The following is a 24,745-nucleotide window of genomic DNA, read 5'->3' as shown; positions in this document are numbered from 1 at the left end:
CATCCGATCCGGCCCACGGACACGACAGAGGCCCCCGGCACACCGCCGGGGGCCTCTGTCGTGCGTCGGCGCGGGCCACGACCTCGGGCGGGTCCCGCGAGCCCGCGTCCGCGCGGGCGGCGCACACCCGATCGCCCCGCGTCCGCGCGGCCCGGATCAGGCGCTCACGCGCTCAGGCGCTCAGGCGCTCACGCCAGCTTCAGCGCCTCGGCCATCTTCGCCAGCCGGTCGAACGACGCCGTGCCCGCCACGACCGTCGTGGAGCCGTCGGTGTCCTTGAGCACGAGGGCGTCGTAGCGGCCACCGGTGTAGCGGGTCCACGTCCGGCCGCCGATCTCCTCGGTGGCCTTCGTCTCCTTCGCGCCCTGGCTGGCCTCGTCGACGAACGCGGCGCGCTTCTGAGTCGACTGCTCGATCGCCACGTACTCACCGTCGGGGTCCTGGAAGCCGAGGTGCCAGGCATCGAACTTGTCGCCCTGGAAGCGCACGGAGGTCGCCTTCCAGCTCCCGGGCAGGCCCTCGGGCGCCGCCACCGGATACGAAGCGGCGCGGCGCGCCGTGAGCAGCTCCACGCGGTAGTCGACCCGCTCGATGTCGGGAGCCTTGTCGTCGTGCGGGACGAACACGTAGATGACGCCCGCCGCGATCATGATCAGGCCCAGGGAAAGGATCATGTCCCGGACCGTCTTCTGCTTGCCGTTCGTACCTGCCACGCCCTCTATCGTCGCAGGTACCCGGAGCGCTCATCCGTGGGGGCCCCTGCTCATTTTGTTCACCTGGCGATAGAGTCGGGACCAACACCCTCGTCCGGCCGTCGTCGTATCAGAAAGGTGCGCTCCGATGACCGAGAATCATCAGCTGCCGTCCGAACTCGAAGTTCCCTCCGAGGCCCCCGACCGCAACCTCGCCCTGGAACTCGTCCGGGTGACCGAGGCTGCGGCGATGGCCGCGGGCCGCTGGGTCGGACGCGGCGACAAGAACGGCGCCGACGGTGCCGCGGTACGCGCCATGCGCACCCTCGTCTCCACCGTGTCGATGAACGGCGTCGTCGTCATCGGCGAGGGCGAGAAGGACGAGGCGCCGATGCTGTTCAACGGGGAGCGCGTCGGCGACGGCACCGGCCCCGAGTGCGACATCGCCGTCGACCCGATCGACGGCACCACGCTCACCGCCAAGGGCATGACGAACGCGATCGCGGTCCTCGCCGCCGCCGACCGCGGTTCGATGTTCGACCCGTCCGCCGTCTTCTACATGGACAAGCTGGTCACGGGCCCCGAGGCCGCCGACTTCGTCGACATCGACGCGCCGGTGTCCGTGAACATCCGCCGGGTCGCCAAGGCCAAGCGGTCCTCGCCCGAGGACGTCACCGTCGTCGTCCTGGACCGGCCGCGCCACGACGGGCTCATCAAGGAGATCCGGGAGACCGGCGCGCGCATCAAGCTGATCTCCGACGGCGATGTGGCCGGCTCGATCCTGGCGCTGCGCGAGGGCACCGGCATCGACCTGCTCCTGGGCGTCGGCGGCACCCCCGAGGGCATCATCTCCGCCTGCGCGGTGAAGTGCCTCGGCGGCACCATCCAGGGCAAGCTGTGGCCGAAGGACGACGTGGAGCGCCAGCGGGCGATCGACGCCGGGCACGACCTCGACCGGGTCCTGACCACGGCCGACCTGGTCTCCGGCGAGAACGTCTTCTTCGTCGCCACCGGCATCACCGACGGCGAACTGCTGCGCGGGGTGCGCTACCGCTCCGAGACCGCCACCACCGACTCGATCGTCATGCGCTCGAAGTCCGGCACGGTCCGCCGGATCGACTCCGAGCACCGGCTGAGCAAGCTGCGCGCGTACAGCGCGGTCGACTTCGACCGCGCCAAGTAGGCGGTCCGCCGGCCCCTGATGAGGTCGTACGTGAAGGGGGCGCTCCCGGTGCGGAGGGAGCGCCCCCTTCACGTACGGGTCGGCGAAGCCCGGGAGCTGTCCCGGGGCGGACGCGCTAGCCGGCCGCGGCTATGCGGTTCGCCGTGCGGGCCTTCTGCAGTTCGAGCTCGCGGCGGCGGCGCCGGGCCAGCACCACGCGGCGCTCGGCGGCGGTGAGGCCGCCCCAGACGCCGTACGGCTCGGGCTGGAGCAGCGCGTGCTCACGACACTCCACCATCACCGGGCAGCGTGCGCAGACGCGCTTGGCCGCCTCCTCACGGGAGAGCCGGGCGGCGGTGGGTTCCTTGGACGGTGCGAAGAACAGGCCGGCCTCGTCGCGCCGGCACACCGCCTCGGTGTGCCAGGGTGCGTCTTGGTCCCTGTCCCGCACTGGCCCCCGCTGGGCCGGTACGGCAGCTACCTGCAGGGACGAATGCGGCGGTTGCAGCACGGTCTACTCCTGACGACGGCTTCGCGAGCGAGAGACGATGCAGCAAGGCCTACCCGCTGTACGCGCGCCTATGCACTGAGTTCCGAACCGCAGGATTTCGGGGGGTCGTGTGCGCCCGCGTCGGCCCCGCCGCGCCCCGGCGACCGCGCCCGGGGCCGCCCGGGTTCACAACCGTCAACGGTCCAGGTGCCGGCGCAAACTCTTGTCGACCTTGCGGTGGACACGGTCGAGGATGTCCCCGACGAGCCGGCCGCGCCTGGGCCTGCCCTCGATGTTGCCCAGCACGGCCCAGCCGTCGAGATAGACGACGGGGGCGTCCGGGTCGGCCGCGTCCAGCGTGTCCACCTCGAAGTTCCCCAGCACGCCACCGCCGGTGCCGCGCAGCGAGACGTTCTCCGGGACGCGGACCTCGACGTTGCCGAAGACCGAGAGCGCCTTGATGACGACCTGCTGGTACTCGAAGAGCGCCTCGCTGAGGTCGATCTCGACGCTGCCGAAGATCGCGTAGGCGTGGATACGGCGTCCGGCGCGCCAACGGCCCTTGCGGACGGCGCTGCTGAAGACCGCGACCACGTTCTCGTCGGGGTCGGCCGGTATCGCGCCCGCGGTCGGACGGCTCGGGGCGGCGGCGTAGGCCGGGGCGGCCCGGTGGTGGGCGGCGGGCAGGTCCCGGATGAAGACCTCCAGCTCGCCGACCGTCTTGGCGGCGAGCACGCCCTCGACGCGCTCGGCGTGCTCCTCGGCGGTGAGGCGGCCCTCGGCGAGGGCGTCACGCAGGATGTCGGCGATGCGGTCACGGTCGGCGTCCGAGGCGCGCAGTTCGGCGACCCGGGGTTCGGCGGCGCGCGGCGCGGTCTGCTTCTGAAGGTCCACGGAGCCAGCGTAGCGAAACACGATAGATCGCGACAGCCCCGAACTGAGCCTTACCTCACAAGCTCGGCGCCCACGGCAGGTTCTACGCTGGTGAGCGCTTGCCAATGGAGGCCGGCCGCTGTCTGTCGAGTGAGGAATGGGCGAGATGCCTGAGTTCGCGTACACCGATCTGCTCCCGATGGGAGAGGACACCACCCCCTACCGGCTGGTGACTTCCGAGGGTGTGTCCACCTTCGAGGCCGACGGGCGGACCTTCCTCAAGGTGGAGCCGGAGGCGCTGCGCAAGCTCGCCGAAGAGGCGATCCACGACATCCAGCACTACCTGCGCCCGGCCCACCTGGCCCAGCTGCGCCGCATCATCGACGACCCCGAGGCGTCGGGCAACGACAAGTTCGTCGCCCTGGACCTGCTGAAGAACGCCAACATCGCGGCGGCCGGCGTGCTGCCGATGTGCCAGGACACCGGCACGGCGATCGTCATGGGCAAACGCGGGCAGAACGTCCTCACCGAGGGCGGCGACGAGTCGGCCCTCTCGCGCGGCATCTACGACGCGTACCAGAACCTCAACCTGCGGTACTCGCAGATGGCCCCGCTCACCATGTGGGACGAGAAGAACACCGGGTCCAACCTGCCGGCGCAGATCGAGCTGTACGCGACCGACGGCGGCGCCTACAAGTTCCTGTTCATGGCCAAGGGCGGCGGCTCCGCCAACAAGTCGTTCCTCTACCAGGAGACGAAGGCGGTCCTCAACGAGGGCTCCATGATGAAGTTCCTGGAGGAGAAGATCCGTTCGCTCGGTACGGCCGCCTGCCCGCCGTACCACCTGGCGATCGTGGTCGGCGGCACGAGCGCCGAGTACGCCCTGAAGACCGCGAAGTACGCCTCCGCGCACTACCTGGACGAGATCCCGGCCGAGGGCTCCGAGCTCGGGCACGGCTTCCGGGACAAGGAGCTGGAGGAGAAGGTCTTCGAGCTGACGCAGCGGATCGGGATCGGCGCGCAGTTCGGCGGCAAGTACTTCTGCCACGACGTGCGGGTGGTGCGGCTGCCGCGGCACGGGGCGTCCTGCCCGGTCGCGATCGCCGTGTCCTGCTCCGCCGACCGGCAGGCGGTCGCGAAGATCACCGCCGAGGGCGTCTTCCTGGAGCAGCTGGAGACGGACCCGGCGCGGTTCCTGCCCGAGACGACGGACGAGCACCTGGAGTCCGACAGCGACGTCGTCGAGATCGACCTGAACCAGCCGATGGACGACATCCTCGCCGAGCTCGCGAAGTACCCGGTGAAGACGCGTCTCTCGCTCTCCGGGCCGCTGGTCGTCGCGCGGGACATCGCGCACGCCAAGATCAAGGAGCGGCTGGACGCGGGCGAGGAGATGCCGCAGTACCTGAAGGACCACCCGGTGTACTACGCGGGCCCGGCGAAGACCCCCGAGGGCTACGCCTCCGGCTCCTTCGGCCCCACGACCGCCGGCCGCATGGACTCCTACGTCGAGCAGTTCCAGGCCGCGGGCGGCTCCAAGGTGATGCTGGCCAAGGGCAACCGTTCCGCGCAGGTCACCAACGCGTGCGAAGCGCACGGCGGCTTCTACCTCGGCTCGATCGGCGGGCCCGCCGCGCGGCTCGCCCAGGACTGCATCAAGAAGGTCGAGGTCGTCGAGTACGAGGAGCTCGGCATGGAGGCGGTCTGGAAGATCGAGGTCGAGGACTTCCCCGCCTTCATCGTCGTGGACGACAAGGGCAACGACTTCTTCCAGGATCCCGCGCCGCAGCCGACGTTCACCACGATCCCGGTGCGCGGCCCCGGGCTCGCGTAGGGCCCTTCTGGGCGGCGGGGACGGCCCGTGGCGGGGCCGCTGACGCATACGGCGGACCCGCCGCCCCTGTCCGTCCCCGCTCCCCTCGGGGGATCCGCCCCGTTCGGCCGCGGGCCGGAACAACCGGGTCGTCCCGATCGCTGTACCAGGCATGAGCGATTACCGCATCGAGCACGACTCCATGGGCGAGGTCCGCGTACCGGCGGATGCCAAGTGGCGGGCCCAGACGCAGCGTGCCGTGGAGAACTTCCCCGTCTCCGGACAGCGCATCGAGCGGGCCCACATCGAGGCCCTCGCCCGCGTCAAGGGCGCCGCGGCCAAGGTCAACGCCCGGCTCGGGGTGCTGGACAAGGACATCGCCGAGGCCGTCCAGGAGGCGGCCGCCGAGGTCGCCGCGGGGAAGTGGGACGAGCACTTCCCCGTCGACGTGTTCCAGACCGGGTCGGGGACGTCGTCGAACATGAACGCCAACGAGGTCATCGCGACGCTGGCGACGGAGCGGCTGGGGCGCGACGTGCACCCGAACGACCACGTCAACGCCTCCCAGTCGTCCAACGACGTCTTCCCCTCGTCGATCCACATCGCCGCCACCGGTGCCGTCACCCACGACCTGATCCCGGCCCTGGAGCACCTGGCCGCCGCCCTCGGCCGCAAGGCGGAGGAGTTCGGGGACGTCGTGAAGTCGGGGCGGACGCACCTGATGGACGCCACGCCCGTGACGCTGGGCCAGGAGTTCGGCGGGTACGCCGCCCAGGTGCGGTACGGGGTCGAGCGGCTGCGGGCCTCGTTGCCGCGGCTGGCGGAGCTGCCGCTGGGCGGCACCGCCGTCGGGACCGGGATCAACACCCCGCCCGGGTTCTCCGCGGCGGTCATCGAGGAGGTGGCCCGCGCGACCGGGCTGCCGTTCACCGAGGCGCGCGACCACTTCGAGGCGCAGGGGGCGCGGGACGGGATCGTCGAGACCAGTGGCCAGCTCAGGACCATCGCGGTCTCACTGACCAAGATCGCGAACGATCTGCGGTGGATGGCCTCGGGGCCGCGGACCGGACTCTCCGAGATCTCCCTGCCCGACCTCCAGCCGGGCTCCTCGATCATGCCCGGCAAGGTCAACCCGGTCATCCCGGAGGCCGTGCTGATGGTCGCGGCCCAGGTCGTGGGGAACGACGCGACGATCGCGACCGCCGGAGCCGCGGGGAACTTCGAGCTCAACGTGATGCTGCCGGTGATCGCGAAGAACGTCCTGGAGTCCGTGCGGCTGCTGGCCAACGTGTCGCGGCTGCTCGCCGACCGGACCGTCGACGGGATCGTCGCCCACCGGGAGCGGGCCCGCGAGTACGCCGAGTCGTCACCGTCCGTGGTCACCCCGCTGAACAAGTACATCGGCTACGAGGAGGCCGCCAAGGTCGCCAAGAAGTCGCTGGCCGAACGCAGGACGATTCGGCAGGTCGTCCTGGACGGCGGGTACGTGGAGCGCGGGGATCTGACGGTCGAGCAGCTCGACGAGGCGCTGGATGTCCTGCGTATGACGCGTCCGTAACGCGCCGCGAACCCTTTGCGCCCCGTGCGTGAACCGTGCCGCCCGCGGCAGCGTCGTATGGCCATGACACCTAATATCTGTGCATGGCAGACGGTGAAGCGGTGAGACGCGTGGGGAACGGTGGTTCGACAGCCTTCTGGGCGCCCGGAAGTCAGATCCTGTGGCGCTACCGGGAGAACGCCGGCGCGGGCTTCCACATCGCGCGGCCCGTGACCGTCGCGCGGGACGACGAGGAGGTGCTCGCCGTGTGGCTGGCGCCCGGTACCGAGTGTGTGAAGCCCGTGCTCGCCGACGGCACGCCCGTGCACGTCGAGCCGCTCGTCTCGCGCTACACCAGGCCGCGCACCGTCGCGCGCGACCGGTGGTTCGGTACCGGGGTGCTGAAGCTGGCCCGGCCCGGCGAGCCCTGGTCGGTGTGGCTGTTCTGGGACCAGGGCTGGCAGTTCAAGAACTGGTACGTGAACCTGGAGGAACCGCTGGCCCGTTGGGCGGGCGGAGTCGACTCCGAGGATCATTTTTTGGACATCTCCGTTCACCCGGACCGCAGTTGGCACTGGCGCGACGAGGACGAGTTCGCGCAGGCTCAGCGGGACGGGCTGATGGACGCCGAGGTCGCCGAGCGGGTGCGGGCGGCGGGGCGGGACGCGGTGGACGCGATCCGGGCCTGGGGGGCGCCGTACTCCCAGGGCTGGCAGCACTGGCGCCCGGATCCGTCCTGGGCCGTACCGTTGCTGCCGGAGGACTGGGACCGTACGCCCGCGCACGTGTCCTCATGAGACCCTTGATGCGCCCCCGGGCAACAAACGTAGGATCGTCCTCCGCAAGGGCGCACAGAGGCAACTCCCGGAGCAGGCATCAGGTCTGACCGAACGTCACCGAGGGGCGGCAGGACGTGAGCGAGGGGTACGAGCGCGACACCGGTCCGGGCATCGCCCAGGGCCTCGGCGGTATGGGCACAACCCCCGGCGATGCCGGCGAGGGGTGCGCCCGGACCGCCCGCGGCACAGGAACAACCTCTGGTCACGCGGGAATTCCGTTCCTGGGACAGGTATTCCGGGTATCGGCTTTTCGGCGGGACGAACTGCGCGCGCGGCGCGCAGCCCCGGACGGACGGATTCGACACGCGTGACGGAGCAGCCCACCTCCTACGAACGCCCGCAGCCGGGCGTCGACCCCACGGATCCCCGCGGGGCGCTTCTGCGTACCCCGGCACCGGCCCGCACGCCCGGCGCGACCGCTTTACCGCCTCAGCCCGCCCAGGCCGCGCAGCCCGCCCAGGCCCGTACCGGCGAGACACCCGGGACGACGGCCGCCGGCGGTGATCCCGAGCACTCCCAGCCCGCCGTCGCCGAGACCGGCACCCACCGGCCGCGTCCCACGCCCGAGGCCATCCCGGCCCAGCCGGGCGGCTCCGGGCCGGGTGCCGTCGAGCGGGGCGCCGGGGACCGCCAGGACCGGCGTACGGGACAGGGGGTGGTGCCCGGGCGGCCCACTCCGATGCGGCGGGACGGGGACCGGCTGCGCTTCGTCGGGGCCGCGACCCGGCGGATCGCCCGGGGCATCGACCTGGACGAGATCGTGATGGGGCTGTGCCGGGCCACCGTGCCGACCTTCAGCGACGCCATCCTCGTGTATCTGCGCGATCCGCTGCCGGTCGGCGACGAGCGGCCCACCGGGCCCGTCGTGCTGCGGCTGCGGCGCACCGACCGGATCCCGGAGGAGCGGGACACCGAGAACGGGTTCGCGCCGGCGCCGCAGCCGGAGCAGCCCTCGGAGCTCACCGAGCTGTCGGCCGTCACCGCCGAGCTGTGCGAGGTACGGCCCGGCGGCGCGCTCGCCGAGGTGCTGCGCGGGGTGCGTCCGGTGTTCGCCGACGCCCCGGCCGCCCGTGCCGCCCTCCCGGAGCTGCTGGGCGACGGCGGCGAGCTGGTGGTGCCGAGCGGGCAGCGGGCGATCCTGGCCCCGCTGCGCGGGCGGCGCCGGGTGATCGGCGCCGCGGTCTTCCTGCGCCGTCCCGAGCGCATCGCGTTCGAGGCGGACGACCTGCTGGTCGCCGCCCAGCTGGCCACGCACAGCGCGCTCGGCATCGACAAGGCGGTGCTGTACGGCCGTGAGGCGTACATCGCGGACGAGCTCCAGCGCACCATGCTGCCGGAGACGCTGCCGCGTCCCACGGGGGTGCGGCTGGCGTCCCGCTATCTGCCGGCCGCGGAGACCGCGCGGGTCGGCGGTGACTGGTACGACGCGATCCCGCTGCCCGGCAGCCGGGTCGCCCTGGTCGTCGGTGACGTGATGGGGCATTCCATGACGTCGGCGGCCATCATGGGCCAGCTGCGGACGACCGCGCAGACCCTGGCGGGACTGGACCTGCCGCCGCAGGAGGTGCTGCACCACCTCGACGAGCAGGCCCAGCGGCTGGGCACGGACCGCATGGCGACCTGCCTCTACGCGGTGTACGACCCGGTCTCGCACCGGATCACCATCGCCAACGCCGGGCATCCGCCGCCGGTGCTGCTGCACCTGGGCGGCCGGGCCGAGGTGCTGCGGGTGCCCGCGGGCGCGCCCATCGGGGTGGGCGGGGTCGACTTCGAGGCGGTGGAGCTGGACGCGCCGGCCGGCGCGACCCTGCTGCTGTACACCGACGGGCTGGTGGAGTCGCGGCTGCGGGACGTGTGGACCGGTATAGAGCAGCTGCGCGAGAAGCTCGCCGCGACCGCGCAGCTCACCGGACCCGACCATCCGCCGCCGCTGGAAGCGCTGTGCGACGAGGTGCTCGACATGCTCGGCCCGGGCGACCGGGACGACGACATCGCGCTGCTCGCCGCCCGCTTCGACGGGATCGCGCCGAGCGACGTGGCGTACTGGTTCCTGGAGCCGGAGGACGCGGCTCCCGGCCGGGCCCGTCGGCTCGCCCGGCGCGCGCTCTCGCGCTGGGGCATGGAGGACATGAGCGACTCCGTGGAGCTGCTGGTCAGCGAGGTCGTGACCAACGCCGTGCGCTATGCGTCGCGGCCCGTCACGCTCCGTCTGCTGCGCACCGACGTGCTGCGCTGCGAGGTCGGCGACGACGTGCCGCAGCTGCCTCGGCTGCGGCAGGCGCGGGCCACCGACGAGGGCGGGCGCGGGCTGTATCTGGTGAACAAACTGGCCAAGCGGTGGGGCGCGACCAGACTGAGCACGGGAAAGGTGGTCTGGTTCGAATTGAACCGCGGCTGAGGGGTACCCCGTGCGGGGCGCCCCTCCGGCAGCCGTTCGGACCCGTACCGAGGCTGGACCGCGTCCAGAAGTTGCCGACACCTCGTCGGCGGCGTTGACTGCTGGGGTGAGCGAAGCGATCTGACCACCCTCTGTCGACGGGAGGACGCTCGTGACACAGGAATCCCAGAAGGCTCCGTACACCACGAACAACGTCGGAATTCCGGTGGAGAGCGACGAGCACTCGCTCACCGTCGGCCCCGACGGACCGATCCTGCTCCAGGACCACTACCTGATCGAGAAGATGGCCCAGTTCAACCGGGAACGGGTCCCCGAGCGGGTGGTGCACGCCAAGGGCAGCGGCGCGTACGGGTTCTTCGAAGTCACCAATGACGTCAGCCAGTTCACCAAGGCCGACCTCTTCCAGCCCGGCAGGCGCACGGAGATGCTGGCGCGGTTCTCGACGGTGGCGGGTGAGCAGGGCTCTCCCGACACCTGGCGCGACCCCCGTGGTTTCGCGCTCAAGTTCTACACCGACGAGGGCAACTACGACATGGTGGGCAACAACACACCGGTCTTCTTCGTCCGTGACACGATCAAGTTCCAGGACTTCATCCGCTCACAGAAGCGTCACCCGGCGACCGGGCTGCGCGACAACGACATGCAGTGGGACTTCTGGACGCTCTCCCCCGAGTCGGCCCACCAGGTGACGTGGCTGATGGGTGACCGGGGTATCCCGAAGACCTACCGCAACATGAACGGCTACAGCTCGCACACCTATATGTGGATCAACGGCGGTGGCGAGCGGTTCTGGGTGAAATACCACTTCAAGACCGACCAGGGCATCGACTTCCTCACCCAGGAGGAGGCCGACCAGCTGGCCGGTTCGGACGCGGACAAGCACCGCCGGGACCTGTTCGAGGCGATCGACTCGGGGAACGCGCCGAGCTGGAGCCTGAAGGTCCAGATCATGCCCTTCGAGGACGCGGCGGACTACCGCTTCAACCCCTTCGACCTGACCAAGGTGTGGCCGCACGGCGACTACCCGCTGATCGACGTCGGCCGGATGGTCCTCGACCGCAACCCCGAGGACTACTTCATCCACATCGAGCAGGCCGCCTTCGAGCCGTCGAACCTCGTCCCGGGCATCGGTCCCTCGCCGGACAAGATGCTGCTGGGCCGGTTGTTCTCGTACCCGGACACCCACCGGTACCGGATCGGCCCGAACTACGCCCAGCTGCCGCCGAACCGGCCGCACTCCCCGGTGAACTCGTACGCCAAGGACGGGCCCATGCGGTACGAGCCGTCGAAGGCGGCCCGGCCCTACGCGCCGAACTCCTACGGCGGTCCCGCGGCCGACTACGGGCGCTTCGGTGACCCGGCGAGCTGGCAGACCGCCGGCGAGCTGGTGCGCGAGGCGTACAAGCTGCACCGGGAGGACGACGACTGGGGCCAGGCGGGCACGATGGTCCGGCAGGTGCTGGACGACGCGCAGCGGGACCGGCTGGTGTCCAACGTCAGCGGACATCTGAAGGCCGGCGTGTCCCGGCCGGTGCTGGACCGTGCGGTGCAGTACTGGCGGAACATCGACAAGGAGCTCGGCGACCGGATCGCCGGCAACGTCAACGGCGGCTGACGAGCCCCGCATACGGAGAGGGGCGCCCGGTGGATCCCGGGCGCCCCTCTCCGGCGGTCACTGACCGTCCAGGCCGAACGGATCGTCGGGATCGTCCGTCGGGGTCTGGGACGGGGTCTGCGTAGGCGTCTGGGTCGGCGTCTGCGTCGGGGTCTGCGTGGGCGTCTGCGTCGGCGTCTGCGTCGTCGGGGACTCGGTGGGTGCCTCGGTGGTCGGGGACTGGGTCGGGGTCTGGGTGACCGACTTGGAGGGGGTCGGCGTCAGGGTCGGCTGGACCGCCGCGCCCTGGTCGGTCTCCAGGTCGAACTTGGTGACCTCGGACTGCACCCCGAAGGTGTAGGCCGCCCAGATCTGCGCCGGGTAGCCGCCACCGTTGATCCGGCCGACGCCCGGGATCAGTCCGGTCGCGCCCGTCAGGGTCACCTGGGAGCCGTTCTTGGCGTTCTCGCCGAACAGGCCGACGGAGGTGACCAGGCTCGGGGTGTAGCCGGTGAACCAGGCCGACTTGTTGTTGTCGGACGTACCCGTCTTGCCCGCCACCTTCTGACCGTCGCGCAGGGGGTTGTCCCGCACGGACGTCCTGGCCGTACCGTCGTCGACCACGCCGGTGAGCACCGAGGTGACGGTGTCGGCGGCCTCGCGGCTGATGACCTGCTTGCCGATCGGGTCCGGCATGGTGACCTTGCGGGAGATGTGCTCGACGGACTTGACCAGGGCCGGAGTGACCTTCTTGCCGTGGTTGTCGAGGGTCGCGTAGACGCCGGCCATCTGGAGCGGGCTGGCGCCCATGGTGCCCAGGGTCTGCGCGGGCACCGCCCTCAGGTCCTTGGTGTCCATGCCCAGGTCGTCGGCCACCTTGAGCACCTTGGACATGCCCACGTCCACGCCGAGCTGCGCGAAGGCGGAGTTGACCGACTTGTTCATCGCCGTCTGCACGGTGATGTTGCCGTAGTTCTGGTCGTCCTCGTTCTCCGGGGCGAAACCGATGTCGCTGCCCTTGACGGGCCGCTTGCTGGTGCCGTCGTAGATCGTGTTCGCCGTGATCGGCTTGCCGTCCTGCGTGTGGGCGTCCTCGTCGATCGCCGCCGCGAGGATGACCGGCTTGAAGGTGGAGGCGGGCTGGTAGTCGGTGCGCGTGGCGTTGTTGTAGTAGTGCTTGTAGTAGTCCACACCGCCGTACATCGCGACGACCGCGCCGGTCCTGGGATCGACCGAGGCGGCACCGGCCTGGACGTTGCCGTCGACCGCGCGCTTCTTCTTGTCCAGCTTGCCGGTGAGCTGGTCCTTGACGGACTTCTCCAGCGCCGCCTGCTTCTTCTTGTCGATGTTGAGGGTGATGGTCCAGCCGCCGCGGCCGACCATGTCCTCGGCCTGCTTGGCGCTGTCGGCGACGCCCTGGGAGACCAGTTGCTTCTCCAGTGCCGCGTTGGCCGCCTTCACCAGGTAGCCCTTCTGGCCGCCCAGGCCGGGAGCGGGCTTGGGCTCCTTCGGGATCGGGAACGTCATGGCGTCGCGCTCGGACTTCTGCAGCCAGCCCTCTTCGACCATGTTGTCCAGGACGTAGTTCCAGCGCTGCTGGACCAGCTTCCTGCCGGTGCCGGTGGCCGCCGCCCAGTCGTACTGGCTGGGCGCCTGGAGCAGCGCGGCCAGGTACGCGCCCTGCGGGACGGTGAGCTTCTCCGCGTCGACGCGGTAGTACGCCTGCGCGGCCGCCTGGATGCCGTAGGCGTTGCGGCCGTAGTAGCTGGTGTTGATGTACCCGGCGAGGATGTAGTCCTTGGACTTCTCGCGGTCCAGCTTGAGCGAGATGACCAGTTCCTTCAGCTTGCGCGAGACGGTCTGGTCCTGGGTCAGGTAGTAGTTCTTCACGTACTGCTGGGTGATCGTCGAACCGCCCTGCGCGCCCTTGCCGGAGAGCGTGTTGAGCACACCGCGCGCGGTGCCCTTGAGGTCGACGCCGGAGTCCTTGTAGAAGGACTTGTTCTCGGCGGCGACGAAGGTCCGCTGGACGTCCTTGGGGACGTGCGCGAGGTCGACGATCTCGCGGTTGACGTCGCCGTCGCGGGTCATGAGCGAACCGTCGCTGTACTTGTAGACGTTGCTCTCGAGCTGGGCGTCGGCGTTGCCCGCGGGTATCTCGATCACCATGTACAGCGCGATGAAGGCGCCTATGCCGAGCAGACACAGGCCGAGGAACGTGCCGAGGATCTTCTTCCAGGTGAACATCCGGCGCAGGAAGCTCTTCTTCGCGCCCTGCGCTCCCTTGGCGCCCTTGCCTCCCTTGGCACCCCGGCGGGCCGCCGCGCGGCCCTCACCGACGACCGTGGGCCCCTCCTCGACCGTCGCCTGCGACGAGCGGTCCCTGGGCGCAGCGCGGCGGCCGCTCCGTTGCCGCGCTCGTCTCTCTTCCGCTCGTCCCATGTGTCTGCTCGCTCCGCTTCGTTCTCGGCTGTCACACCAGTGCCCGGGGGCAGGTCAGCTCAGAAAGCTAACACCGCTCTCTATGACAAAGGGATGCCGATCCGGTCTTTTACGGACGTGAGAATCAGCACCCCCGCTCGATAGAACCGACGTGCGAAAGGGGGTCAAGGTTGCCGCGACAGGGTAATTTGATATCACTTAGCTAGATCTAAGCTCACGGAAATCCAGGAACGGGGGACCCTTCATGTCCGCACACGAGCCGTCGGCCGACGCCGACGTCCCCGAGATGCCCGCCCCGCAGGTGCGGGAGTTCGCCGCACACAGCATCGGAGGCGGCCTGTCGCTGCTGCTCGGCCTGGCCGGGCTGGCGGCCGCGGCCGCTCTGATCGCGGGCGGCTCCACGGTGACCGGGGACGGCGCCCGGGCCGCGCTGATCGTCGCCGGCATCGTGATCGGCGTCTCCGCGTTCCTCGCCATGTGCGGGCTGAACATGGTGGCGCCGGGCGAGGCGCGTGTGGTGCAGCTCTTCGGCCGGTACCGGGGCACGATCCGCGAGGACGGCCTGCGCTGGGTGAACCCCTTCACCTCACGCAGCAAGATCTCCACGCGGGTGCGCAACCACGAGACCCCCGTCCTGAAGGTCAACGACGCCTACGGCAACCCGATCGAGCTCGCCGCCGTGGTGGTCTGGAAGGTCCAGGACACGGCGCAGGCGTCGTTCGAGGTGGACAACTACCTGGAGTTCGTGGCCACCCAGACCGAGGCGGCCGTGCGGCACATCGCCATCGAGTACCCCTACGACGCCCACGACGAGGGCGGGCTCTCGCTGCGCGGCAACGCCGAGGAGATCACCGAGAAGCTGGCCGTCGAGCTGAGCGCGCGGGTGCGGGCGGCCGGCGTGCAGATCATCGAGTCGCGCTTCACCCACCTCGCCTACGCTCCGGAGATCGCCTCCGCGATGCTCCAGCGCCAGCAGGCCGGAGCGGTCGTGGCGGCGCGGCGGCAGATCGTGGACGGTGCGGTGGGCATGGTCGAGGCGGCCCTCGCCCGGATCGCCGAGCAGGGCATCGTGGAACTGGACGAGGAGCGCAAGGCGGCGATGGTGTCGAACCTGATGGTGGTGCTGTGCGGGGACCGGGCGCCGCAGCCGGTCCTGAACACCGGGACCCTCTACCAGTGACGGACTCCCCCGGGGGCCCCGCCCCCCAGCGTCGGCCGCAGCAGCGCAAGCAGGTGCTGCTGCGGCTGGACCCGTCGGTGTACGAGGCGCTCGCCCGCTGGGCCGGGGACGAGCTGCGCTCGGCCAACGCGCAGATCGAGTTCCTGCTGCGCAGGGCGCTGGCGGAGGCCGGGCGGCTGCCCGGCGAGGCGGGGCCGCTCCCGCGCCGCGGGCGCCCGCCCCAAGGCTCCCCGCCGGCTCCCCCCTCCGGATGAACGGGCCCCTCCGGCCGAGCGGGCCCGTCTCGGTGACAGAACCGTGACAATGGCCTCCCACCTGGGCATCCATACCGGCCGCCATGATCTACACACCGTGCGTATACATGGTGCGTATACACGCTGTGTAGAGTCGCCGGCATGTCCATTGGTCACACGCTTCTAGGGCTCCTGGAGTCCGGGCCCCGCCACGGTTACGACCTCAAGCGGGCCTTCGACGAGAAGTTCGGTCACGACCGGCCGCTGCACTACGGCCAGGTCTACTCGACGATGTCCCGACTGCTGAAGAACGGACTCGTCGAAGTCGACGGCATCGAGGCCGGCGGCGGCCCCGAGCGCAAGCGGTACGCCATCACCGACGCCGGGATCACCGACGTCGCGCAGTGGCTCGCGACGCCGGAGAAGCCCGAGCCGTACCTCCAGTCGACGCTGTACACGAAGGTCGTCCTCGCGCTGCTCACCCGCCGCGACGCCGCCGACATCCTCGACACCCAGCGCTCCGAGCACCTGCGCGGCATGCGCATCCTCACCGACCGCAAGCGCCGGGGCGACCTCGCCGACCAGCTCATCTGCGATCACGCGCTGTTCCACCTCGAGGCCGACCTGCGCTGGCTCGAACTGACCGCCGCGCGTCTCGACAAGCTCGCCGAGGCGGTGACCGAGTGACCGCGCCCGCCGGCTCCCTGCTCCACGCCCACGACCTGCGCAAGGCGTACGGGCCCACCAACGCGCTCGACGGCGCCGAGTTCTCCATCCACCCCGGCGAGGTCGTCGCGGTGATGGGCCCCTCCGGCTCCGGCAAGTCGACGCTGCTGCACTGCCTCGCCGGGATCGTCACGCCCGACTCCGGGTCGATCCTTTACGACGGGCGCGAGATGGCGACCATGAGCGACGCCCAGCGCAGCGCGCTGCGGCGCTCCGAGTTCGGGTTCGTCTTCCAGTTCGGCCAGCTCGTTCCCGAGCTCACCTGCGTCGAGAACGTCGCCCTGCCGCTGCGGCTGAACGGCACCCCCCGCAAGGCGGCCGAGAAGACCGCCCTGGGCTGGATGGAACGGCTGGAGGTCGACGACCTCGGGGGCAAGCGGCCCGGCGAGGTGTCCGGCGGCCAGGGACAGCGGGTCGCCGTGGCCCGGGCGCTGGTCACCAGCCCCCGTGTGGTGTTCGCCGACGAACCCACCGGCGCCCTCGACTCCCTCAACGGCGAGCGCGTGATGGAACTGCTCACCGACGCGGCCCGCACGGCCAACGCGGCCGTCGTCCTGGTCACCCACGAGGCACGGGTGGCCGCCTACTCCGACCGCGAGATCGTCGTACGGGACGGCAAGTCACGGGACATGGAGCGCGTCGTATGAGCGTGCGGCAGTGGTCCAGGGATCTGGCCATGGGCGTCCGCTTCGCCTTCACGGGCGGACGCGAGGGATGGGTCCGCGCCCTGCTCACGGCGGTCGGCGTGGGCCTGGGAGTGGCACTGCTGCTGCTCACCACCGCCCTGCCCAGCGCTCTGGACGTGCGGCACGAGCGCGAGCAGGCCCGGCTGGACTACACCTACGACTTCACCCCGAAGCCCGCGGCCGACGACACCCTCGTCATCTCGGACACCGACACCACGTACCACGATCTGGACGTCCGCGGCCGGACGATGCAGCCCGAGGGGCCGCGGGCACCGCTGCCGCCGGGCCTGGAGAAGTTCCCGGCGCCGGGCGACATGGTCGTCTCCCCCGCGCTGAAGCGGCTGCTCGACTCCAAGGACGGCGAACTGCTGCGGGAGCGGCTGCCGTACCGGATCAGCGGGACCATCGCGGAGGACGGACTCGTCGGCTCGCACGAGCTGGCCTACTACGCGGGCGCCGACGGCCTCGCCGCGAAGATCGACCCGCCGAACGTGGCCCGTATCAGCGCCTTCGGCGACCCGAACCCCTCGCCGTCCGAGGCCACCGACCCGGTCCTGCTGCTGCTCGTCCTCGTCGTGTTCGTGGTCCTGCTGATGCCGGTCGCCGTCTTCATCGCCGCGGCGGTACGGTTCGGCGGCGAGCGGCGCGACCGGCGGCTCGCGGCCCTGCGGCTGATCGGCTCCGACGCCCGGATGGTGCGGCGGACCGCGGCCGGCGAGGCGCTCGCGGGCGCCGCCCTCGGACTCGTCTTCGGCACCGTCTTCTTCCTGATCGGGCGCCAGGTCGCGGGCAACGCCGAGGTGTTCCACGTCAGCGTGTTCCCGAGCTATCTCGACCCCTCCCCCGCGCTCGCCGCGCTGGTGGTGCTCGCCGTCCCCGCGGCAGCCGTGCTGGTGACCCTGTTCGCGCTGCGCGGTGTGGTCATCGAGCCGCTCGGTGTGGTGCGTACGGCCAAGCCCGCGCGGCGCCGGCTGTGGTGGCGGCTGCTGCTGCCGCTCGCGGGGCTCGCGCTGCTCTACCCGATGGTCGGACAGGGCCACACGAACGGGGACTTCAACGGCTATCTGGTCACCGGCGGTGTCCTGCTGCTGCTCGTCGGCGTGACCGCGCTGCTGCCCTGGGTGGTGGAGGCGGTCGTCGCCCGGCTCAACTCGGGCGGTGTCGCCTGGCAGCTGGCCGTGCGCAGGCTCCAGCTGAGCAGCGGTACCGCGGCCCGCATGGTCAACGGCATCGCCGTGGCCGTGGCCGGCGCGATCGCCCTTCAGATGCTCTTCGCCGGAGTGGAGTCGGACTTCACCAAGGCGACGACGGTCGACGTGACCCGGGCGCAGATGCAGGTGGACGTGCCGGACGGTGTGCCGCTCGCCCAGGTCTCCCGGGACATGGGAGCCACCCGGGGCGTCCGGAAGGTGACGGCCCTGTCCGAGGGGTCCTTCGGCGACCGGCGCAAGGATCCCGAGGTGACCTCCACGGTGACGGTGGGCGACTGCGCGGCCCTGCGCGAGGTGGCGACGCTGCCCTCGTGCCGGGACGGCGACGTCTTCCAGCTGCGGGGCACCGAAGCGGACACCGAGACGCCGAAGCTGGCCAAGGCCGGACGCACGCTGTTCCTCGACCCGGCCTACAGCGGTGACACCAGCGAGAGCGCGGCCGTCGCCTGGCAGGTCCCGGAGGCGCTGAAGCAGGCTCAGGCGCGGGTGGACCCGTCCGGTCTCGAACGCGTCGGCTTCCTGCTCACCCCGGCGGCGCTGCCTCCGCAGGGCGCGGCGGCCGTCGGCGGACGGATCTACCTCTCCCTGGATCCCGCCGTCCCGAACGCGCGCGAGTACGTACGCAACGCGGCGGCGCGGATCGACCCGCTCGTCCAGCCGATGACCTGGGCGTCCACCGAGCAGTCCCGCAAGTACACCTCGATCCGCACCGGTCTGTTCGTGGGTGCCGTGTGCGTGCTGGCCCTGATCGGCGCGAGTCTGCTGGTCTCCCAGCTGGAGCAGTTGCGCGAACGCCGGAAGCTGCTCTCGGCGCTGGTCGCCTTCGGCACCCGGCGGCGCACGCTGAGCCTGTCGGTGCTGTGGCAGACGGCGATCCCGATCGCGCTCGGCCTGCTGCTGGCCTCGGCGGTGGGCCTGGCCCTGGGCGCGGTGCTGCTGCGGATGACGAACACCGCGGTGAGCGTCGACTGGGCGAGTGTCCTGTCGATGGTCGGTGTCGGCGCCGCGGTGGTCCTGGTGGTGACGCTGCTCAGCCTGCCGCCGCTGCTGCGGCTGATGCGGCCGGACGGTCTGCGCACGGAGTAGCCGCACGAGGCACGCGTACGGGCCCCGCCCCTGCCGGACCCGGCCCGATCCCCACGGATCGGGCCGGGTCGGCGGGGCGGGGCCCGCGCGTGCTCAGAGGCTGTACTCCCGCACCACCCGGCGGACCTGGGCGAACAGCATGCCGACGTTCACCGACTTGCGGCACACCACCACGGCGACGACGTCCTGCTGCTCGTTCATCCGCACGAACAGGTGAGTGAGGTTCTCGCTGTTGACGAGGATCTCCTGGAAGAAGTGGTTGTCGCTCGCGACGCCGCGACGCTCTTTGAAGACGTCCTCGATCATCACGACCGTACGGCCCTGGAACAGGTCGAGGGTCGCGCCCGCGAGCAGGTCCAGCACCTCGGGCGGATGGTTGTCGACCGTCTCGTACGACAGCAGCATGCCCGTGGACATGTCGACCGCGCCGGAGGCGACGCACTCGGGGGCATCGGTACGCAAGGATTTGACCAGGCCCATCACCTGATCGGAGAAACCTGGGGACATACGCTTCGTCGCCATCCCTTCACACTCCCTCGGAAGCCTTGGTGTCCTGCGCGGTGAGGATCGAGCCGATCCTGTTCAGGGCCGGCTGGGTCGCCGTGTGCAGGCGGTCCACGTCCATGCCCTCGTCGCCGAGTACGACCATCAGCGCGGTGTCGCCGACGGCGTAGAAGGCGGCGCAGCCGTGGCTGCCGTAGGTGACCGTCCGGTGCAGGGCACCGCGGTCGGTCGCCTCGGCGGTGCGGCGGGCGAGTCCGAGGCCGGCCGCGGCGAGGGCGGCGAGGCCCTCCGGATCGATGGAGTCGGCGGTGTCGGCCGCGATGAGCAGCCCGTCCGCCGCGGCCACCGCGGTGTCGGTGATACCGGTCACCTGCTCACGCAGGCCGCGCATCTCCTGCGCGAGAGCCTTGTGATCCATGTATGCAACTCCCCTAATTCCGATCGCATTTGTTCTTCTTTTTCGAGTGGGGGGACATGGGGTTCGTTTCGCGGTGGGATTTCCTGCGGGGCAGCGCGGTGGGGCGCGGGGGCGGTTCGGGCGGCGGGGGCGCCTCCCGGGGGTGCACGCTCTGGACGTCGGGCGGCAGCCGGACCGGAATGGGCACGGGTGAGTCGGCGCATTCCAGGAAACCCTCGCCGAGCATCCGGGAGAGTTCGACGGTCACGGTGTAGACCCCACGCCCGGTACGGAACGCCAGGTCACGTGCGGTACGGCGGCCGTCGGCGTGCACCAGCAGCTCGCTCTGCAGTTCGGTGAGCCGGACTCCGGCGCGGGAGACCAGCGCGGGTACGGGCCGCTCCCGCTCCGGGCGCACCGGATACGGCAGGGCGGCGAGGGCGGCCAGTTTGCGGGTCGCGTCCTGGAGCAGCCGGGCCGACGCCTCCCCCACGGCGACCGGGGCGGCGGGCGGCTCGGCCCCTTCCACGGGTTCGCAGGCCTCGACGTCGCCCGCCACGACCGCGAAGGCCGCGTCCTGCAACGCCATCATGCAGACCACCCTGAGCTGGGCGGCGCCGGCGTATCCGTGGGCGATCAGGCCGCCGGCCGGCCAGCGCGAGCCGCCCGACTCCCGCAGCAGTTCGCCCCATTGCTCGCCGGTGACCCGGCCGGAGCGCAGCAACAGCGCGCCGGGACCCGGGGCACCGGGGCTCTCGACCGACACGACGAGTCCGTTGCGCAGGTGGAAGGTGCCCCCGGGGGATCCGGCCACCCTCAGTTCCCCCGTGAACCACTCCCGTCCGCAGTCCAGCAACGCACGCGACAACAGGTCGTAGCCGACCCGGCCGAGGGAATCCCGAGTGCCCTCCCGAATACCCGACATCACTCCCCTTGGGATTTCGCACATACGACTGACGCATAGCGCTGAGGGGGTATGTGTATCAGCCGGGGCGCATATTCCGGTCGGGGTCTTCCTACCTGTCGCCAGGTGACGGAAGTTGAGATGTACAGCCGCCCAAAGGGCTTTGTCCGGTGCCCATTTGAACGATTGAGCGAGGCTTTCAGACGCCTTCGTCGAACAGTCGCACCGGCAGCGGCCGCAGCGACTCCCGCAGCGCGCGGGCCAGTTCCTGGTATTCGGCGCCACGCGCGGTCCCGGAGCGCATGGCGAGGGCGATCCGGCGGCTGGGGGCGGGGTCGGCGAAGGAGCCGGTGCGCAGCTGGGTGCTGCGGGTCGTCTCCACCCTCACGGCGGTCCGTGGCAGCAGGGTGCAGCCGAGACCGCCGGCGACGAGCTGGACGAGCGTGGACAGGCCCGCGGCGGTCGTGGTCACCGGGGCGTCCTCGCGCCCGGCCTCGCGGCAGATGTCCAGGGCCTGGTCGCGCAGGCAGTGGCCCTCGTCGAGGAGCAGCAGGTTCAGCTCCCGCAGCGCCTCGCGAGGGATCTCCTGCTGGCCGCCGAGCCGGTGATCGAGCGGCGTGACGAGCACGAAGTCCTCGTCGAAGAGCGGGAGTTCCACCACACCCGGCATGCCGAGGGGCACCGCGAGCAGCAGCAGGTCGAGCCGTCCGGTGGTGAGACCGTCGAGCAGGTTCGCGGTCTGCTCCTCGTGGACCTGGAGGTCGAGCTGCGGATAGCGGTCGTGGACCAGACGCAGGACGGTGGGCAGGAGGTAGGGGGCGACGGTGGGGATGACCCCGAGGCGCAGGACGCCGGTGAAGGGCGCGCGCACCGCCTCCGCCTCCTCCAGCAGCGCGCCGACCTCCTCCAGGACGGCCTTCGCGCGTACGGCGAGCCGGGCGCCGGCCGGGGAGAGCAACACCTTGCGCGTCGTGCGCTCCAGCAGCGTCACGCCGAGCACTTCCTCCAGTGCCGCGACGGCACCGGAGAGCGCGGGCTGGCTCATGCCGATCGCCGCGGCGGCGTCCCGGAAGTGGAGATGCTCGGCGACGGCGGCGAAGGCCCGAAGCTGGGCGAGGCTGGGCTGCCTCTTCTTACTCCCATTACCAACAGTCACTAATAACCGCCTCCGATCAACACGACCGAGTGTATCAATTTCCCTAATCAATGCACTCTGTGCCAACATCACCAGCGTCCAACCCATGGGAAACGCCCCCGGAAAGGGTGTTTCTTCGCTGCAAGGAGAGCGTGTGCTCACTGTCGGTGACAAGTTCCCCGAGTTCGAACTGACCGCCTGCGTCTCGCTGGAGAAGGGCAAGGAGTTCGGGACGATCGACCACAAGACCTACGAGGGCAAGTGGAAGGTCGTTTTCGCGTGGCCCAAGGACTTCACCTTCGTGTGCCCCACCGAGATCGCGGCCTTCGGCAAGCTGAACGACGAGTTCGCCGACCGTGACGCCCAGGTGCTCGGCTTCTCCGGTGACTCCGAGTTCGTGCACCACGCCTGGCGCAAGGACCACGACGACCTGCGTGACCTGCCGTTCCCGATGATGGCCGACTCCAAGCACGAGCTCATGCGTGACCTCGGCATCGAGGGCGAGGACGGCTTCGCCAAGCGCGCCGTCTTCATCGTCGACCAGAACAACGAGATCCAGTTCTCCATGGTGACCGCCGGCTCCGTCGGCCGTAACCCCAAGGAGGTCCTGCGGGTCCTGGACGCCCTCCAGACGGACGAGCTGTGCCCGTGCAACTGGACCAAGGGCGAGCAGACGCTGGACCCGGTCGCGCTGCTGGCCGGTGAGTGAGTTGTCCCTCGACTCCCTCAAGTCCCGCGTCCCGGACTACGCCAAGGACCTGAAGCTCAACCTGGGCTCGGTCATCGGCAACTCCGACCTGCCCGCCCAGCAGCTGTGGGGCACGGTCCTGGCGACCGCGATCGCCTCGCGGTCGCCGATCGTGCTGCGTGAGCTGGAGCCGGAGGCCAAGGCGGCACTGTCGCCCGAGGCGTACACGGCGGCCAAGGCCGCGGCCGCGGTGATGGCGATGAACAACGTCTTCTACCGCACCCGGCACCTGCTGTCGGACCACGAGTACGGCACCCTGCGCGCGGGGCTGCGGATGAACGTCATCGGCAACCCCGGTGTCGACAAGGTCGACTTCGAGCTGTGGTCCTTCGCGGTCTCCGCGATCAACGGCTGTGGCTTGTGCCTCGACTCGCACGAGCAGGTGCTCCGCAAGGCGGGCGTCGAGCGTGAGGTCGTCCAGGAGGCCTTCAAGATCGCCTCGGTGATCCAGGCGGTCGGCGTCACGCTGGACGCGGAGGCGGTGCTGGCGGAGTAACTCCGCCCATCGGTTCGCCCCGGGCCCCGTTCACCCCTGTGAGGGGTGGGCGGGGCCTCGGTGTTCCCGCGCTCCCCGCCGCCCGTTCCCGTCCCCGGGGCGCCGCCCCCGGACCCCCGCTCCTCGGGCCCCGGGGCTGGAAGGGGGGCTCCCTCAGGGGCGGTTCAGGTGCTCATTCCTTCGGCGGGGTCTCCGGGAGCGGGTCCGGCGCCGTGGCGCCCCCAGGGGCGGGGGACGTGTGCGGGGCCGTGCTCAGGGAGTACGAGCGCAGGTAGCCCACGACCGTGTTCGTCACCGCCACCAGCGGCACCGCGACCACCGCGCCCCCGATACCCGCGACCATGCCGCCCGCGGCGACGGAGAGGACCACCGCCAGCGGATGGACCCGGACCGCGCGGCCGAGGATGAACGGCTGGAGGATGTGGCCCTCGATCTGCTGGACGGCGAGGACCACCACGAGGGTCATGAGCGCGGTGAAGACGCCCTGGGTGACCAGGGCGACGACGACCGCGAGCGCTCCCGAGGCCACCGCGCCGACCAGCGGGATGAAGGAGAAGAGGAAGATGAAGACGGCCAGCGGGACGGCCATGGGGACGTCGAGGAAGTAGATGCCCAGGCCGATGAAGATCGCGTCGATCAACGCGACTATCACCGTGCCGCGGACGTAGGCGGTGAGCGTGTGCCAGGCGCGCGGTCCGGCGCCGGCCACCCCCGGACGGGCCGCGGCGGGGACCAGCTTCAGCGACCACTCCCAGATGCGCCGGCCGTCGTAGAGCAGGAAGAGGGTCGAGAAGACGGTCAGGAGGATGCCGGTCAGGGCCTCGACCACGACCGTGACGCCTTCCAGGCCCGCCGAGGTGATCTGGTCCGTGTTCGCGCCGATCGCCTCGCGCAGGTTCTTGGCGATCTGGTTGATCTGTTTGTCCGTGACGTGGAAGGGGCTGTTCAGCAGCCACTTGCGCAGTTCGTCGATGCCGTCCTGGACCTGGTCGGAGAGGTTGTCGATGTTCTCCACGACCTGCCAGGTCACGAACCACCCGATCAACCCCATGACGACGAAGCCGAGGATCGCCGTGAGGGCGGTGGCCGGGCCGCGCGGCACGCCGAAGCGGCGCAGGCGGGCCACCGTCGGCTGGAGCAGGGCGGTGATGAGCAGCGCCGCCACGAAGGCGAGCACCACGAGCTGGACCGCGCTGATGACCCGCATCAGGACCCAGACGGTGCCCGCGAGGACCAGCAGCCGCCAACTCGCCTCAGCGGCGACCCGGACACCCCAGGGAACCGCGTGCACGGGGTCGGGGCGGACGGCGACAGCGGCGGTCTGCTGACCGGCCGGCGCGGGCGCAGGGGCGGGCGCGTGCTCGGCCGGTGGCGGCGGAGCCGGCGGCGCGGGCGCGGGCGGCGGCGGCGCGGGGTCCGCGTCCTCGCGCTCGAACTCGGCCCGGCGCTTGTCGAGACGCTCACCCATCTCACTCAGTCCGGCGCCGAGCCGGCTGAGCCACCCTGGAACTCGCGACATGATCCGCTCTCTTCCCCCGTTTCCCCTCACCACTCCCCCCTGGAGTCGTCGCGTCCGACCGTACATGGCGAAAGCCCCTC

22 protein-coding genes are annotated in these 24,745 nt (G+C 70.7%); 13 read left to right on the top strand and 9 right to left on the bottom strand.

The features are described 5' to 3' along the window. Nucleotides 1-188: 188 nt before the first annotated feature. Entirely contained in the window at nt 189-713 is a 525-nt protein-coding gene (locus ACWCQK_RS29750) for a DUF4245 domain-containing protein (RefSeq protein WP_451160105.1), read from the bottom strand. Between the two features lie 127 nt (nt 714-840). Here ACWCQK_RS29750 and glpX point away from each other — a divergent pair, with 127 nt between their 5' ends. Further along, nucleotides 841-1,875, top strand: a complete 1,035-nt coding sequence (glpX, locus tag ACWCQK_RS29745) for a class II fructose-bisphosphatase (RefSeq protein WP_451160103.1) — start codon at nt 841-843, stop codon at nt 1,873-1,875. A 115-nt stretch (nt 1,876-1,990) separates the two neighbouring features. Here glpX and ACWCQK_RS29740 read toward each other — a convergent pair whose 3' ends face one another. Together ACWCQK_RS29740 and ACWCQK_RS29735 are read right to left on the bottom strand one after the other, a co-directional pair. Next, nucleotides 1,991-2,365 (bottom strand): WhiB family transcriptional regulator, encoded by a 375-nt coding sequence (locus ACWCQK_RS29740; RefSeq protein WP_451160101.1) that lies wholly within the window; start codon nt 2,363-2,365, stop codon nt 1,991-1,993. Nucleotides 2,366-2,539: 174 nt separating this feature from the next. Then, entirely contained in the window at nt 2,540-3,238 is a 699-nt protein-coding gene (locus ACWCQK_RS29735) for a DUF1707 SHOCT-like domain-containing protein (RefSeq protein WP_451160099.1), read from the bottom strand. Between the two features lie 145 nt (nt 3,239-3,383). On the opposite strand from ACWCQK_RS29735, the gene ACWCQK_RS29730 reads away from it, so the two are divergent. The 5 genes from ACWCQK_RS29730 to ACWCQK_RS29710 all read left to right on the top strand — a co-directional run bounded on the left by ACWCQK_RS29730 (nt 3,384) and on the right by ACWCQK_RS29710 (nt 11,419). Continuing rightward, the gene (locus tag ACWCQK_RS29730) at nt 3,384-5,051 is read left to right on the top strand and encodes a fumarate hydratase (protein ID WP_451160097.1); all 1,668 of its coding nucleotides are present in this window, start codon (nt 3,384-3,386) and stop codon (nt 5,049-5,051) included. Between the two features lie 151 nt (nt 5,052-5,202). Then, complete coding sequence (locus ACWCQK_RS29725) at nt 5,203-6,588, top strand: class II fumarate hydratase (RefSeq protein ID WP_451160095.1); 1,386 nt, start codon at nt 5,203-5,205, stop codon at nt 6,586-6,588. Between the two features lie 83 nt (nt 6,589-6,671). Continuing rightward, nucleotides 6,672-7,364 carry a cytidylyl-2-hydroxypropylphosphonate hydrolase gene (fomD, locus tag ACWCQK_RS29720; protein WP_451160093.1) on the top strand — a complete coding sequence of 231 codons (693 nt, stop codon included), beginning with the start codon at nt 6,672-6,674 and terminating at the stop codon, nt 7,362-7,364. Between the two features lie 349 nt (nt 7,365-7,713). Beyond that, complete coding sequence (locus ACWCQK_RS29715; protein WP_451160091.1) at nt 7,714-9,804, top strand: SpoIIE family protein phosphatase; 2,091 nt, start codon at nt 7,714-7,716, stop codon at nt 9,802-9,804. 151 nt (nt 9,805-9,955) lie between these two features. Next, nucleotides 9,956-11,419, top strand: a complete 1,464-nt coding sequence (locus ACWCQK_RS29710; protein WP_451160089.1) for a catalase — start codon at nt 9,956-9,958, stop codon at nt 11,417-11,419. A gap of 57 nt (nt 11,420-11,476) precedes the next feature. Here the strand turns inward: ACWCQK_RS29710 and ACWCQK_RS29705 are convergent, their stop codons facing one another. Beyond that, the gene (locus tag ACWCQK_RS29705) at nt 11,477-13,840 is read right to left on the bottom strand and encodes a transglycosylase domain-containing protein (RefSeq protein WP_451160087.1); all 2,364 of its coding nucleotides are present in this window, start codon (nt 13,838-13,840) and stop codon (nt 11,477-11,479) included. A gap of 244 nt (nt 13,841-14,084) precedes the next feature. On the opposite strand from ACWCQK_RS29705, the gene ACWCQK_RS29700 reads away from it, so the two are divergent. From ACWCQK_RS29700 to ACWCQK_RS29680, 5 genes are all read left to right on the top strand, one after another. Beyond that, entirely contained in the window at nt 14,085-15,020 is a 936-nt protein-coding gene (locus tag ACWCQK_RS29700; RefSeq protein ID WP_451160085.1) for an SPFH domain-containing protein, read from the top strand. Next, nucleotides 15,017-15,274: a hypothetical protein gene (locus tag ACWCQK_RS29695; RefSeq protein ID WP_451160083.1), complete on the top strand. Its 258-nt coding sequence runs from the start codon at nt 15,017-15,019 to the stop codon at nt 15,272-15,274. Before ACWCQK_RS29700 ends, ACWCQK_RS29695 begins: the two co-directional genes overlap by 4 nt. A gap of 141 nt (nt 15,275-15,415) precedes the next feature. After that, nucleotides 15,416-15,940, top strand: coding sequence for a PadR family transcriptional regulator (locus ACWCQK_RS29690; RefSeq protein ID WP_451160081.1), 525 nt, complete (start codon nt 15,416-15,418; stop codon nt 15,938-15,940). After that, a complete protein-coding gene (locus ACWCQK_RS29685) occupies nt 15,937-16,626 on the top strand; it encodes an ABC transporter ATP-binding protein (RefSeq protein WP_451160079.1) in 690 nt (229 codons plus the stop codon). Before ACWCQK_RS29690 ends, ACWCQK_RS29685 begins: the two co-directional genes overlap by 4 nt. Further along, the gene (locus ACWCQK_RS29680) at nt 16,623-18,962 is read left to right on the top strand and encodes an ABC transporter permease (protein WP_451160077.1); all 2,340 of its coding nucleotides are present in this window, start codon (nt 16,623-16,625) and stop codon (nt 18,960-18,962) included. The genes ACWCQK_RS29685 and ACWCQK_RS29680 overlap by 4 nt, the downstream gene beginning before the upstream one ends. A 93-nt stretch (nt 18,963-19,055) precedes the next feature. Here the strand turns inward: ACWCQK_RS29680 and ACWCQK_RS29675 are convergent, their stop codons facing one another. The 4 genes from ACWCQK_RS29675 to ACWCQK_RS29660 form a co-directional block, all read right to left on the bottom strand. Continuing rightward, nucleotides 19,056-19,484, bottom strand: a complete 429-nt coding sequence (locus ACWCQK_RS29675) for a hypothetical protein (protein WP_385777289.1) — start codon at nt 19,482-19,484, stop codon at nt 19,056-19,058. Nucleotides 19,485-19,488: 4 nt separating this feature from the next. Then, entirely contained in the window at nt 19,489-19,884 is a 396-nt protein-coding gene (locus tag ACWCQK_RS29670) for a roadblock/LC7 domain-containing protein (protein WP_451160075.1), read from the bottom strand. 13 nt (nt 19,885-19,897) lie between these two features. Further along, the gene (locus tag ACWCQK_RS29665; protein ID WP_451160073.1) at nt 19,898-20,788 is read right to left on the bottom strand and encodes a MarR family transcriptional regulator; all 891 of its coding nucleotides are present in this window, start codon (nt 20,786-20,788) and stop codon (nt 19,898-19,900) included. Nucleotides 20,789-20,966: 178 nt separating this feature from the next. Continuing rightward, entirely contained in the window at nt 20,967-21,923 is a 957-nt protein-coding gene (locus tag ACWCQK_RS29660; RefSeq protein WP_451160071.1) for a hydrogen peroxide-inducible genes activator, read from the bottom strand. Between the two features lie 133 nt (nt 21,924-22,056). Between ACWCQK_RS29660 and ACWCQK_RS29655 the strand changes: the two genes are divergently transcribed. Both ACWCQK_RS29655 and ACWCQK_RS29650 read left to right on the top strand, forming a co-directional pair. After that, a complete protein-coding gene (locus tag ACWCQK_RS29655; RefSeq protein ID WP_451160069.1) occupies nt 22,057-22,611 on the top strand; it encodes a peroxiredoxin in 555 nt (184 codons plus the stop codon). A 1-nt stretch (nt 22,612) separates the two neighbouring features. Next, on the top strand, nt 22,613-23,146 hold the full coding sequence (locus ACWCQK_RS29650; RefSeq protein WP_451160169.1) for an alkyl hydroperoxide reductase: 534 nt from the start codon (nt 22,613-22,615) through the stop codon (nt 23,144-23,146). Nucleotides 23,147-23,318: 172 nt separating this feature from the next. Here ACWCQK_RS29650 and ACWCQK_RS29645 read toward each other — a convergent pair whose 3' ends face one another. Next, entirely contained in the window at nt 23,319-24,665 is a 1,347-nt protein-coding gene (locus ACWCQK_RS29645; protein ID WP_451160067.1) for an AI-2E family transporter, read from the bottom strand. Nucleotides 24,666-24,745: the final 80 nt, after the last annotated feature.

The sequence above is a fragment of the Streptomyces sp. NPDC002306 genome (assembly GCF_053593435.1).
Note: the sequence above shows the minus strand (reverse complement) of the source record. Positions and strands in the feature narration are given on the sequence as shown.